The organism is Desulfurobacterium thermolithotrophum DSM 11699, from assembly GCF_000191045.1.
GTDB lineage: Bacteria > Aquificota > Aquificia > Desulfurobacteriales > Desulfurobacteriaceae > Desulfurobacterium > Desulfurobacterium thermolithotrophum.
On record NC_015185.1, the window covers coordinates 1,213,668 to 1,227,185 of the forward strand.

The 13,518-nt window shown below is 30.9% G+C and carries 13 protein-coding genes; all 13 read left to right on the forward strand.

Annotation, left to right across the window (positions count from 1 at the left end; all coding sequences use genetic code 11):
- The first annotated feature begins 1 nt into the window (after position 1).
- From flhA to DESTER_RS06330, 13 genes are read left to right on the forward strand one after another with little or no spacing between them, the layout of a single operon-like run.
- Positions 2-2,083, forward strand: a complete 2,082-nt coding sequence (gene flhA / locus DESTER_RS06270; protein ID WP_013638810.1) for a flagellar biosynthesis protein FlhA — start codon at positions 2-4, stop codon at positions 2,081-2,083.
- Positions 2,083-3,213, forward strand: coding sequence for a flagellar biosynthesis GTPase FlhF (flhF, locus tag DESTER_RS06275; RefSeq protein WP_013638811.1), 1,131 nt, complete (start codon positions 2,083-2,085; stop codon positions 3,211-3,213). Before flhA ends, flhF begins: the two co-directional genes overlap by 1 nt.
- Positions 3,214-4,077 carry a nucleotide-binding protein gene (locus DESTER_RS06280; protein WP_013638812.1) on the forward strand — a complete coding sequence of 288 codons (864 nt, stop codon included), beginning with the start codon at positions 3,214-3,216 and terminating at the stop codon, positions 4,075-4,077.
- On the forward strand, positions 4,078-4,692 hold the full coding sequence (locus tag DESTER_RS06285) for a sigma-70 family RNA polymerase sigma factor (protein ID WP_013638813.1): 615 nt from the start codon (positions 4,078-4,080) through the stop codon (positions 4,690-4,692).
- A gap of 34 nt (positions 4,693-4,726) precedes the next feature.
- Positions 4,727-6,316, forward strand: coding sequence for a hypothetical protein (locus DESTER_RS06290; RefSeq protein ID WP_013638814.1), 1,590 nt, complete (start codon positions 4,727-4,729; stop codon positions 6,314-6,316).
- Between the two features lie 2 nt (positions 6,317-6,318).
- A complete protein-coding gene (locus tag DESTER_RS06295) occupies positions 6,319-8,253 on the forward strand; it encodes a tetratricopeptide repeat protein (RefSeq protein WP_013638815.1) in 1,935 nt (644 codons plus the stop codon).
- On the forward strand, positions 8,246-8,620 hold the full coding sequence (flgB, locus tag DESTER_RS06300) for a flagellar basal body rod protein FlgB (RefSeq protein ID WP_013638816.1): 375 nt from the start codon (positions 8,246-8,248) through the stop codon (positions 8,618-8,620). The genes DESTER_RS06295 and flgB overlap by 8 nt, the downstream gene beginning before the upstream one ends.
- 3 nt (positions 8,621-8,623) lie before the next feature.
- Entirely contained in the window at positions 8,624-9,031 is a 408-nt protein-coding gene (gene flgC, locus DESTER_RS06305) for a flagellar basal body rod protein FlgC (RefSeq protein WP_013638817.1), read from the forward strand.
- Between the two features lie 13 nt (positions 9,032-9,044).
- Entirely contained in the window at positions 9,045-9,332 is a 288-nt protein-coding gene (fliE, locus tag DESTER_RS06310) for a flagellar hook-basal body complex protein FliE (RefSeq protein WP_013638818.1), read from the forward strand.
- Between the two features lie 15 nt (positions 9,333-9,347).
- Positions 9,348-10,937, forward strand: coding sequence for a flagellar basal-body MS-ring/collar protein FliF (gene fliF / locus DESTER_RS06315; RefSeq protein WP_013638819.1), 1,590 nt, complete (start codon positions 9,348-9,350; stop codon positions 10,935-10,937).
- Complete coding sequence (locus DESTER_RS06320) at positions 10,934-11,587, forward strand: FliH/SctL family protein (RefSeq protein ID WP_013638820.1); 654 nt, start codon at positions 10,934-10,936, stop codon at positions 11,585-11,587. The genes fliF and DESTER_RS06320 overlap by 4 nt, the downstream gene beginning before the upstream one ends.
- Positions 11,559-12,884, forward strand: a complete 1,326-nt coding sequence (locus DESTER_RS06325) for a FliI/YscN family ATPase (protein WP_013638821.1) — start codon at positions 11,559-11,561, stop codon at positions 12,882-12,884. The genes DESTER_RS06320 and DESTER_RS06325 overlap by 29 nt, the downstream gene beginning before the upstream one ends.
- Complete coding sequence (locus DESTER_RS06330; RefSeq protein WP_013638822.1) at positions 12,859-13,518, forward strand: flagellar hook assembly protein FlgD; 660 nt, start codon at positions 12,859-12,861, stop codon at positions 13,516-13,518. The genes DESTER_RS06325 and DESTER_RS06330 overlap by 26 nt, the downstream gene beginning before the upstream one ends.

Sequence of the window (13,518 nt, forward strand, 5' to 3'; positions counted from 1 at the left end):
CATGAAAGAGTCATTAGCTTTATACTATAGCAAATTTTATAAATATTCAGATGTTGTATTTATTGCTCTTATTCTTTCAATACTTGCTTCTATGATTCTTCCTGTTCCTGCTATTTTTCTTGACATACTTTTAACTGCAAGTATAGCTTTTTCCTTAGTTATACTTATGGCAACGGTTTACATTAATCACCCTCTTGAACTTTCTTCCTTTCCTTCTCTTTTACTTTTAGCAACCTTATTTAGATTATCCCTTAACGTTGCAACGACAAGAAGAATTCTTCTTCACGGACATGAAGGATCTGATGCAGCCGGTAGTGTTATTAAGGCTTTTGGACAATTTGTCGTTGGTGGTAACTATGTTGTTGGAATTATTGTATTCATAATTCTAGTAGTGATTAACTATATTGTAATTACAAAAGGTACAGAAAGAATCTCTGAAGTTGCGGCAAGATTCACTCTTGATGCTATGCCAGGTAAGCAAATGAGTATTGATGCAGATTTAAACGCTGGACTAATAGATGAAAAAGAAGCACAAAGAAGAAGAGAAGAAATTGCTAGAGAAGCAGACTTTTATGGTGCTATGGATGGTGCTTCCAAATTTATAAGAGGTGACGCTATAGCAGGAATAATAATCACTCTTATAAACATTATCGGCGGTCTTGCTATCGGCGTTCTCCAGCATCACATGAGCTTTTCTGATGCAGCTAAAACATTTACACTTCTTACAGTTGGAGATGGTCTCGTTTCTCAAATTCCTTCTCTAATTACTTCCACTGCAGCTGGTCTTATGGTTACAAGAGCAGCTGCTGAAACAGACCTTGGTCACGAAGTATTTAAACAATTGACGGGCTACTATAAAGCACTTTTTATGGCAGCTGGAGCTATTGCTATCATAGGTATAGTTCCAGGAATGCCTACAATACCTTTTGCTCTTTTAGCTGCTCTTATTGCTGCTACTGCTTATATGGTCTATTTAGTAGATAAAAGAAAAGAAATAGAAGAAGCTGAGAGAAAAGCTCGAGAACTACTTAAACAAGCAAAAGAATCAGAAGAAAAACCTGAAGAAATAGTTGTCCAACCAGAACCAATAACACTTGAAATAGGATACTCTCTTATTCCTTACGTTGATGAGTCTCAAAATGGTGAAATAGTAAAGAAAATTCGTTCTCTTAGAAAACAACTGGCTAAAGAGTTAGGAATTATTATTCCTCTGGTTCATCTTAAAGACAATCTTGAGCTAAAACCTAATGAGTATAGGATTTTGTTAAGAGATGTTGAGGTAGCACGAGGAGAAGTCCAACCTGGAAAGTACCTTGCAATAGATACAGGGGGAACTAGAGGAAAAATAGAAGGAATACCAACTAAGGAACCAGCTTTTGGTCTTACAGCTTATTGGATAGACGAAAAAAGCAAGGATAAAGCTAAACTATTAGGATATACAGTTGTAGATATTCCAACTGTTATTGTTACTCATCTTTCTGAAGTGATAAAGAAACACGCTTACGAAATACTTGGAAGAGCGGAAGTTAAACAACTTATTGATAACCTTAGTAAAAAATATCCTATTGTAAAAGAAATCATTCCTGAACAAGTATCTCTAGGAACTTTAACGAAGGTTCTTCAGAATTTACTAAGAGAAGGGATACCGGTCAGAGATCTTTTAAGTATTATAGAATCGGTTTCTGATAACATTGATAAAACAAGAGATCCTGAAATTTTAACGGAGTTCGCAAGGCAATCTCTATCAAGACTTATTTCTAATCTTTATTCTAAAGACGGTATTTTAACTGCCATTTCTCTAGATCCAGAAACAGAAAATTACATTCTCAAGAAAGTTAAAGAAAATGATGGTTATCTACCTCCTTTAGATCCTGTTTTTGTGCAAAATTTAGTAAAGAGTATAAGTGGAACTCTTGAAAAGTTTATAATTAATCAAGTAACTCCTGTTTTACTTGCCTCACCAGCTGTAAGAAGATTTATAAAGAGAATTATTGAACCTTATTTACCGAGTATAGCAGTTCTTTCTTACTCTGAGATAGAAGCTGGGCTTAAGGTTAATCTTATAGGGACGGTAAAGGGCTGATGGAAGTGAAAGTTTATGAAGGAAACAGCTTAGATTCTTTAGTAGAACAAGCAAAAAGAGAACTTGGAGAAGAAATAGATATTCTTTATTACGAAGTAGAAAAAGAAAGGAGCTTTCTTCCTTTTTTTAGGAAAAAGAAGTATAAACTTTTTGTTGTACCAAAAGAAAAAAGAGAAAATAATGAAATTGAAAAATTAGAAGAAGAGTTAAACGAAGTAAGGGAGCTCTTAACGAACATAAAGTCTTCATTAGAAGAAAATAAGCTAGCTAATTCTTCTTTACCTATTCCAGAACATATAGATTCTACCTCCAGTTGTGAAGAAAATCTAACAACAGAATTTACTGGAGATGCTCTTGAGCTTATAAAAGTTTTAATTCAAAAAGGCGTTAAAAAGAATATCGCTGAGGAATTAGTTAAAGAGGCTTGTGGACTTGATATAGAAACTGAAAAATTAGACCTTAGCACCCCTACTCTTAAGGGAGCTCTAATAAAAGGAATAGAAAAACACATTGAATTTAGAGGAGAATTTTCTATAAAGCCAGGAGAAAAAAATATAATTGCTTTTGTAGGACCTACAGGAGTTGGAAAAACTACTAATCTATTTAAAATAGCCTCACGATTTGTCATAGAAAAAGATTTAAAAGTAGGAGTAATAACAACTGATACTTTCAAAGTAGGAGCTGTTCAACAAGCTAGAACTTATGCTTCTATTTTAAATATACCATTTTTTGTCGTAACAGATTCAAAAAAGTTAAAAGAAACTGTTTCTAAAATGGAAAATCTAGACGTAATTTTTATAGATACTGTAGGAAGGAGTCACTACGATTATTGGAGATTAGGAGAAATAAAAGCTATTCTTTCAGCTATTAATCTAAATGTAACTCTTTTAATTAGCTGTAACTATAAAACATCAGAAGCTGTAGAAATTGTTAATAGATATAGAACTTTTTTCCCAATAGATTCCATATTTTTTACAAAGATAGATGAAACATCTTTTCCCGGTATTTTGATAAATATTCCTGTGTTAACAGGACTTCCAGTATCCTATATTAGTACTGGTCAACGTGTTCCAGAAGATGTAAAACTGTTAACAACAGAAACTATTGCTGATTACATATTAGGGAAGTAAATGGCTAATCAAATAGAAAATCTTGTCAAACTGGTAAAAGATAAAAGTACTTCTTCTATAGACTCTAAATGTAAAGTTCTTTCATTTGTTAGTGGAAAAGGCGGTGTTGGAAAAACCAATATTTCAGTTTCTTTGGCTTACATACTGTCTAATATTTTCTTCAAAAAAGTACTTTTGTTAGATGGTGATATCGGTCTTGGAAATATTCATATTCTATTAGGATTACAACCGGAAAAAAACCTTAAAAAGGTCTTAACGGGAGAACCACTCAAGAATATCATCCAAAGAAGTTATAACTTTGATGTTATACTTGGATTCTCAGGAATTGACACGATTGATGATCTTGAATCCATTAATACAGCAAACCTTTTCTTACAATTAGATGAAATCATAGGTAATTATGATTACATTCTTATAGACAATTCAGCAGGATTAAATAGAAACACTTTAGGCTTTTCCAGAGTGTCAACGACAACTTATGTAATTACTACACCTGAACCTACAGCACTCACTGATGCTTATGCCTTTATAAAATCAACTTACAAGCTTTATGGATATAAAAATTTTAAGATAATTGTAAATATGTGTCGTTCCCAATCTGAAGGTTACGAAACTTTTAATAGACTACAATTTTCATGCAAAAACTTTCTTGGAATTTCAATCAAACTTGCAGGAATAGTTCCTGCTTCAAAGAATATTAAAAAGTCTTTAATAAAGAAGAAATTAATAGTCAAAGATTATCCTACTGACCCATTTTCTCTCGAACTAAAAAAAATTGCACAGCTTGAGACAGGAGAAACGCTTCCTCCTCAAAAAGAAAGCTTTATATCTAAACTCCTTAGAGCATTCAAGGAAGGGAGATAAATGTATACAAAATCAAGAAAAGAACTTATTATTGAGAATCTTCCTCTTGTTAAAAAGATTGCAAATAAGATATACCGAAGACTTCCAGAAAATGCAGTAGAATTTGAAGAGCTTGTAAATACGGGAGTAATAGGTCTCATAAAGGCTTTAGATAATTATGACAAAACAAAAGCTAAATTTTCTACATATGCCTATATAAAGATCCGCGGAGAAATATTAGACTATCTCAGAAAATTAGATTTTCTTTCTCGAAGTGCTAGAGAGAGAATAAAAAATACGGAATATTATCAGGACTTAAAGGAAGAAATTATCTCTTTTGTAAGTTTAGAAGAAAATATCTTTATATCTTCAGATAAAGTAAAAATAAGAGACATTCTCTCTTCAGACAGTAAAACTCCTGAAGAAGAAGTTATCCTAAAAGAAGCTAAAGAGAGATTAGCAAATGCCTTAAAACGTCTTTCAGAAAAAGAACAACTTATTCTTCAGTTAATATTTGTTGAAGAACTTGACCTTAAAAGTATCTCAGAAATCATTGGTATATCTATTTCTCGCGTTTCACAAATAAAAGGAGCTGCAATAAAAAAGCTTAGTAAGTATCTGAAAGATTCTGTATAATATTATATTGATATTAATTTTGTTTGAGGGAGTTATGACTCTTTTTGATCTATTACCTGTTTTAAATCTCTCAAAGGCAAATCTTAAAGAGAAAAAAAATATTGAGAAAAATAAGAAGGTTACCATAAAGTTTGAGAGTGTTATTAATGCTTTCTTGATGAAAGAACCTAAAGAGTATGTTTTACAAAACCTTAAAGAAAAGAGTCTCAAACCCCTCAAGGGAAAATTTTACTCTCCAGGAAGATTTCAAAATAAAAGTAGAAAACAAGGAACCGATGAAAATGTTCCTCAAAATAAGTTACATGAAAAAGAATTAATAGACAATAAAATACAAAACTTTTTCACTATTTCTAAATATAAAAAGGATCAAATTCAAAAAGAGAAAGATTACACATATATCTCTTTAGAAGATTCAACTATGATTATAATAAATAAATGTTACTTACAAACCTTAAATTCAAAGAATGTAAGTAGTACGATTATAAAATCTCCAACACTTGAAAACTCTATAATAAATCAAGAGGTAGTGTATATTCCTGACTTATCTAAAAAATCATTTAAGCAAAGGGAAAAATTTTTTCTTACCTTAAAAAGGACTTCTAGAGAAAAAAATCTTAGTAAAAAAAATAAAACAGATTTTCTATTAGACCTAGATAAAAAGAAAGTCTCTATCACTAACACTAAAAATAATCAAGAAATAAACTTTTTAAATAAAAAATCAAATAATATAAAAAAGCTAAAAAAGGAGGAAGTTCCTATTTTAAAAGAAGTTCCTATTTCAAAACCAGATTCTCTTTCTACTAGAAAAGAAAATAAATACTTTTTCAAATATGAAAAATATATTGATTATACTAAAACAAAAAACTTACATTCGGAAATTTTAATTAAGGATTTTAACTCTAGATCTAAGTCAGTAGTTTTACGTTTAGAAAGTCATGTTAATAATATTTCAAAAAATTCTTTACAAAACTTTTCAGAAAAGAGTAAAAAATTTGAAATTTATTATAAAAATATAACTAGAAGAAAAGAATCTTTCCCCAAAATTTTTAAAAAATTATCAATATTGAATAATAAACTTTTAACAAAAGAAAAGGAAAAAGAAATTGAAAGTTCTATTAAAATAAACAATAGTGGTACTGAACTGTTTCATATTCTAAATAAGGATAATAGAGAATCAAAAAGAGAAGATCTTTCTTTTCAAAATTTCTCTCTTCAAGACGATTCACATATAGATAAGAAACAAACCATAAAGCATTCTACTACTCACTTTATACCTTCTTCTTCAACAGAAAACGAAAGTTCAATGGATAGGAATCAAGCAGAACAAGAAAACTTCAGTAAATTTTATTCTGAGAATAATCAGAATTTCCTTAAAGACATTAATTCACAATTCCGATTAACATTAAGAGACTTTTCTTTAAATGCTAATTTACATAAAAATACTATTAATATTAGTTTGAATTTTCTAAATGATCTAAATATTGATTCTTCTTTTATAGAGGAAATCCAAAATATTATTAAATCATCTGGACTAAATCCAGGAAAAATTAAGCTTAAAGTGAAAGGAAAATTTGTTTATGAAGGAAGAAATGAAAAAACTTCAGCTCTGGATGTAAGAGTCTAACTATGAAGTTTTTAAACATTTTTATCAGTTTGTTGATTATATTAGATTTTTCAACATCTTTAGGATACGATTATAAAACGGAAAAAGAATCAAAACTGTACGAAAAAGGCGTAAAACAACTTGAGATAGGTTCTTATTCTACAGCTCTGGAATACTTTCTAAGACTTTTAAATCCTCAATCAAAGTACTACGAAAAAACGCTTTTAATGCTTTCAAAAACTTACTATGGAATAGGAAAAAAAACAGGAGAAAAAAAATATCTCTGGCAAGCACTTAACTATCTTCAACTTTATTTTATTGCTAAAAAGGACTTACCATGGGATTATTATTTTATGAAAGCTAAAATCTACGAAAGTCTTGGTTTTTATGAACAAGCACTTGCTATCTATAGAGTAGCTTTTCTAAAAACAGAAACAGAATCACAAAGAATAGAAACCACCATAGGTATTCTAAGAACCGCTGTTGAAATAAGAAGAATAGATATAGTTGATGAATATTATATACTCATTAGTACAGCAAAACTTTCTCCTAAACAAGAGCAAGAAGTCGAATTTGTAAAGGGATTACTACTTTTTAGTAAAGGAAAATACAAAGAAGCACTACCTCACTTCTTTAAAGTCTATAGAAAGTATGAGACGTATTTACTGGATAATCCTGAGTATTATTATCTTGTTGCAGAAAATATCTATAGAGTAGGAAATCTAGTTCTTGCAGAACAGCTTTTTAGAAGAATTATCAGTTTAACAAGAAATCAAGAGATTATAAGAAAGTCAACTATTCGCTTAGGAGATATAGAACTAAAAAAAGGAAATCTTAAATTAGCCTTAGTTTACTATTATTCGGTTATTCGAGAAGCACCTCAAAGTCAAGAGGCTATAGTAGCTAGACTTAAACTCATTCCTCTTCAAAAATATCCAGTTGTAAAATATCGCCTTTCTCTTACCAATGATTCTGCTTTCAAAGATCCAATTAAATATATAGCCAAAGTACTTGTTACATATAGAACAACTTATGTCGGTATCTATGCTCTTACAGACCTTGGATATCTAATCTTTTCTCTTAATTCTCCCTCTATCACTTTTAAGAGATTAGTTTGGGAAGTTTCATTAGTATTTCCAGAACAAGTTAAATACGAACAAAGAGAATTTTTACGTTCTCTGTGGACTCCATATCTTTTAAAACTAGAGTCGAAAAAAATGTGTGAACTTTATAGATCTAATACAAGATTTTTTAAAGAAATTTTTGACAGAGAAGTATTATTAAAAATAGCAAATGATCTTAAAAGTTGTAATATGAGGAAGTTAAGAATTGATCTTTTAAAATATATGGTAAAAAAATGGAATTCCGATTCTGATATCATTCTTATGGCTCAAGCATTATTTGAAAGTAGAGATTTTAAAGACGCTCTTAAGATATTAAAAAAAGTTAAAAATAAAAATAGATGTGACTATGAAAAGTTATATCTTAAAATATCTATGTTTATTTCTACAAATTTCTTGTTTAATGAAAAACGATTAGAAAATCTTTGTAGAAAGAACAAAAAAGATTCCTCTTTTATGGCTATAAAGATTTTCTATCTATCAAAAAACTTAAAGTTAGAAGAAGCTTATAAAATTTTCAAAGAAAATAAAATATATTTAAAAGAAAACTACAATAAAAGTGCTGTTGTTAAATTAGCAATAAACAATCTAATAGAAAAACTCATGGCCAATAATCACTATTCTCAAGTATACAATATTTCCAAAACATTGCTTTCTGAAGATTCTCCAAATTGTTATCTAGGAAGTATTACTGTTATTTCGGCTGTTAGAATTGGTAAAATCAACGATGTAAAAAAAGTTAGTGAACTTATTAGAGAATGTAAGGATAAACTTAGTGATATTGCCATTACAGTTTATGACAATGCAATTTTGGAAAAGGAGTTAACAAATGAGTGAACTCTTTGGAAAACTAAATCCTATCGCAGATATGGCTTCCTTTTTTCTTGAACGTTCAAAGATTATTCAAAGCAACATTGCAAATGCTGATACACCATTTTATAAACCGAGAGATCTTGTATTCGAAAAGGAACTGGAATCACAGTTAAAGCTTAAAAAGACAGATCCAAGACACTTCGATGTCTCTCAATCAAGAAAAAAGTTTAAAATTGTAGAATTTCAAAATGTTAATGGTTACGACATGAACAAAGTAAATGTTAATGAAGAATTAGCAAAGTTAGCAGAAAGTGCAATTATGTTTAAATCTCTTAATGAAGTACTTAAAAAAGAAATTGGGAAGCTGAAGCTTAGTATCCAGGGGAGGTAATGAATGATATTTAAGGGGCTTGAAGTTTCCTTAACTGGTATGGAAGTACAGAGAGTTCGTATAGATATTCACTCAAGTAACCTTGCTAATGCTAATTCTGTAGATGAAAATGGTAATCCCTACAGAAGAAAAATACCTATCTTTGAATCAGTACTTGAAAAAACAGCTAAAGGAGAAATCTACAGAGTAAAAGTGAAAAAAATAGTAGAAGATCCCTCTCCTTATAAATTAAAATATGACCCTTCTAATCCTCTTGCTGATAAAAATGGTTATGTAAAACTTCCTAATGTAGATCCTATTAGAGAAATGGTAGATATGATATCAGCAATGAGAACTTATGAGGCAAACCTTACTGCTTTTAATACTCATAAAGGAATGCTCCTAAATGCTATAGATATTTTAAAAGCATAAATGAGAGGGTAAAATGAAGATACAGCTCAATCCATTAACTAAAAGTATTTTAGATATTAAAGAAAAGCATAATCAGAAAGCTAATGGATTCAAAGACCTGCTGGAAAACTTCATAAAAGACGTTAACTCAGACCTAAAAGAGTCTAGAAAAGCTGAAGAAAATTTAATTTCAGGTAATGTACAAAACATAGAGGAAATAATGTATAAAATAGAAAAAGCAGACCTTTCTCTGAGACTATTAGTCGAAATAAGAAACAAAGCTCTTGAAAGCTATCAAGAAATAATGAGAATGCAGGTTTAACGGGAGCCGAAATAGGTGAACATAAAAGAAATTCAAACAAAAGTACAAGAAATTTTTAAGAAGAATGCTAACCCCAAGAATGTAATTCTTCTTCTTTCTGCTTTAACGCTTGTTTCTTTTCTTGCATTTATCGCTATAAAACAAAGTACAACAGAAGATTACGCGGTTCTTTATACACATTTAAGTCCTGATGATGCTGGTTCTATTCTTTCTGTTCTACAGGAGGAACATATTCCTTATAAAGTTGAAGGAAATGGAAGTATTATTCTTGTTCCAAAGGAAAAGGTCTATGACATAAGGCTTAAACTTGCAGCAAAAGGATTACCTCATGGGAAAGTTGTAGGTTTTGAGCTATTTGATGAACCTAAGCTAGGAATAACTCAATTTCAAGAAAATGTCGAATTCTTGCGAGCTCTTGAAGGTGAAATTGAGAGAACAATAAAAAGAATAAATGCTATTCAGGATGTAAAAGTAAATATAGCGCTCCCTAAAGACTCAATATTCGTTAGAGAATCTGAAGAACCTAAAGCTTCTATCCTTGTAAATCTTTGGCCCGGTAGAGAACTTACAAAAGAACAAGTAAAAGCTATCGTTTTTCTTGTTTCTCATGCAGTCCCTGGTTTAAAACCTGAAAATGTCACTGTTATTGATAATAGAGGAAGAGTCCTTACAGATCTTCTAAGTGGAAATGAAGATGAGACTGGGAGTTCCAAAGAATTAGAGGTAAAGAGAAAGTTAGAAAAAGAAATAGAAAGAAAAATTCAATCTATGCTTTCACAAGTTTTAGGAAGTGGAAAGGTTGTTGTTAGAGCTTCTGTAGAAATAGAAACGGGTAGGTTAGAAAAGAAGGAAGAGCTCTATGATCCCGATATGACTGCTGTTGTTAGTGAAAGAAAAATTCAAGAAAAAGAAACAGGTATAAAACCTAAGGAACAAGGAGTCCCTGGAACGACAACAAATGTTCCCCCTGTTCTAAACTTAAATCAAGGAAATGAAATTCTAAAAAAAGAAAAGAAGGATGTAACTACAAATTACGATGTCTCAAAGACTATACAAAAAACGATAACTCCTATTTTCAAAATAAAACGGATAAGTGTAGGTGTTCTTGTTGATGGAAAGTATCAAAAAGAGAAAGATAAAGCAGGAAACGAAATAATCAAGTTTGTTCCCCGCTCCCAAGAAGAAATAAAAACTTATGAAGAAATAGTAAAAAGCGCTATTGGTTATGACCCGAAGAGAGGAGATACCGTAACGGTTGCAAGTGTTCCTTTTGAAGCTAAACAATTTGTGCAGAAAGAAAAATCCCAAAAGAAATTTCCATGGATTTATATAGCTGCTGGTGGTGGTTTACTTACACTTATTCTTGTAGGAATAATTGCACTCAAGCTTTTAAAGTCTAAAAAGACAGAACCACAACAACCTGAAATTCCTGAGACTTTGATGGCAGAAATGAAAGCTCGAGCTGAACATAAAGAAGAATTAGAAGAACTTCACATAGAATCGGATCCTCTCTATATTAAGATAGTAGAAATTGCAAAAGAACATCCTGAATTGGTTGCCAATGTAATTAGTAAATGGATAAGGGAAGAAGGGATAAGTAAATGATAGATCTTGAAGATTTTTCTCCACTCTTAGAATCAGAAGAAGAAAAAAATCAAGAATCTAAAAGGTTAGCAACTGAAGAAATAGAAAAAATTTTTCAGGAAAAGTTTCTAGAAATTCAGAAAAAACATTCAGCAGAGCTTGAGTCAGCAAAGAAAAAATCATTTGAAGAAGGATTTAAAAAAGGTTTTCTAAAAGCAAAAGAAGAACTTAAAATCTCTTTTCAGGAGGAATTACAAAATTTACAATCTCAATATCAGAAAAAACTAGATTCTTTACAGCTAGACCTTAATAATTTAGAAAAGGAAATTAGTCAAAAATATAAAGAATTCTTAAAAAAAGTAGAAGAAGTTATAATTTCCTCCATCGCTGAAATATTAGAATTCTTATATATAAATCCTACAAATTCTTCCTATGTGGCAAAAAAAATAGAGGAACTCTTAAAAGAATTTCCTGATGAAGACTTAATTGAAATAGAAGTAGGAAAAGAACTTTCAAAACATATTAAATTTGATAGAGTCCAGATTAGTGAAAACCTAGCAAATAATGATTTTTCTGTAAAATTTAAGGACTTTTCAATAGAATCAAAGATTAAAGAAAAATTAAACCTCCTAAGAGAAGAAATTGAAAGAGAGATTAAAAAGTCTTCCTAAGTATAGAGTTATAGGGAAGGTTTCTGGAGTAAGAGGTCCCATAGTTGAAGCAAAATTGCCTAAAGTACACATTGGAGATTTTTGTACTATAGATAACACGATAGAAGCCGAAGTGGTTGGATTTAAAGAAGGAAAAACTCTCTTGATGGCTTATAGTGATACTACCGGTATTAGTTTAGGTAGTATCATCGAATCAAAAATCTCAGGTTTGAAAATAGGAGTTTCAGATAGTCTTTTAGGACTTGTGCTAGATCCTTTTGGAAATCCTATGAATGCAGAAAGTTTTGTACCTATTGACTTTGTTCCTTTAAAAGCTGAACCAATCAATCCAATGAAAAGAAAACGAATAAAAGAACCTCTTGATCTTGGTGTTAGAGCTATTAATGCATTACTTACTGTTGGTAAAGGACAAAGAATAGGAATATTTGCAGGTGCAGGTGTTGGAAAGAGTACACTTATGGGAATGATTTCTCGTTTTACAGAAGCAGACGTAAACGTTGTTGCTCTTATTGGAGAAAGAGGTAGAGAGGTTCGAGAGTTTATTGAAGATAATCTAGGAGAAGAAGGACTGAAAAAATCTGTTATAGTTGTTGCTACATCTGATCATCCTCCGCTTGCAAAAATAAGAGCTGCATTTACAGCCTGTGCAATTGCTGAATACTTTTCTTACAAAGGAAAAAATGTTTTATTGTTTGTAGATTCTCTTACAAGGTTAGCAATGGCACAAAGAGAAATAGGTCTTGCAGTAGGAGAACCTCCAACGTCAAAAGGTTATACTCCTTCTGTATTTTCTACAATGGCTAAACTTATAGAAAGAGCAGGTAACTTTACGGATGGAGGAAGTATTACTGGAATTTATACAGTTTTGGTTGAGGGAGATGATATTTCACTTGATCCTGTAGCAGATGCTGCAGTAGGTTTTTTAGATGGTCACATAATTCTTTCTCGTGAATTAGCCAATAGAAGAGTATTTCCTTCAATAGATATAATCAAGAGTATAAGTAGACTAACCCCTCAACTTGTTAACGAAGAAGTTCTAAAGTATCAATCTATTGTTCTAGACGTTGAAAGTACTTATCAAAACAATAGTGATGTTATTAACCTTGGTCTCTATAAGAAAGGAACATCTCCAAAAATAGATCTTGCTATCAAGGTCTATCCTGCTATTGAGAATTTCATAAAACAATCTTTTAACGAAAAAGTTACTTTCTCTCAAAGCTTGAAAGAACTAAAAAGTTTGGTAGAATATATAAAAATAGAGGGAGATCACTATGGCTATAGATGGAATAACAAGTGATTTTATCTATTCCGGAGATCAAAAACCCCAAGTTGTTGATGCAAACTACGACAATTCAAAAATGTCTCAAGAGGATTTTCTTAAAGTCCTTCTTGCTGATATTCAATGGCAAGATCCTCTCAACGCAAAAGATATTAGTGAGTTTATCAATAACGCTGTTAAACTACAAGAATTAGAAGTTTTAAACTCTTTTGAATCAAATATACAAACATTTGTTTCTACACTGCAATCGCAGTCTTTATTTTTTGCTTCTAATTTTATAGGAAAGCTAGTTGAATATGAAGGAAATCAAACGTATGTACAAAATGGTACAGGTTATGCTTCCTTTTCTTTGTCTTCTCCGGCTGATTCTGTAAAGGTTACAATACTTGATCATGAGGGTAATATCGTAGAAGAAAAAGTTTTTTCAAATCTTTCAGCTGGAGAAGAGTATCCTATTGAGATTAACAATCCTAATCTTACAGATGGCTATTATACTGTTTTTGTCGAAGCTACAAACCAAGGTGTTCCAGTTGATGCTACAGTAAAAAGCTTAGCTTATGTTAATCAGATAAGAAAAGATAAAGACGGTATATATGCTGTTACCGATGTTTCTTCAATACCTTTAGATAAAATTATCGGAATAGGAGGATAA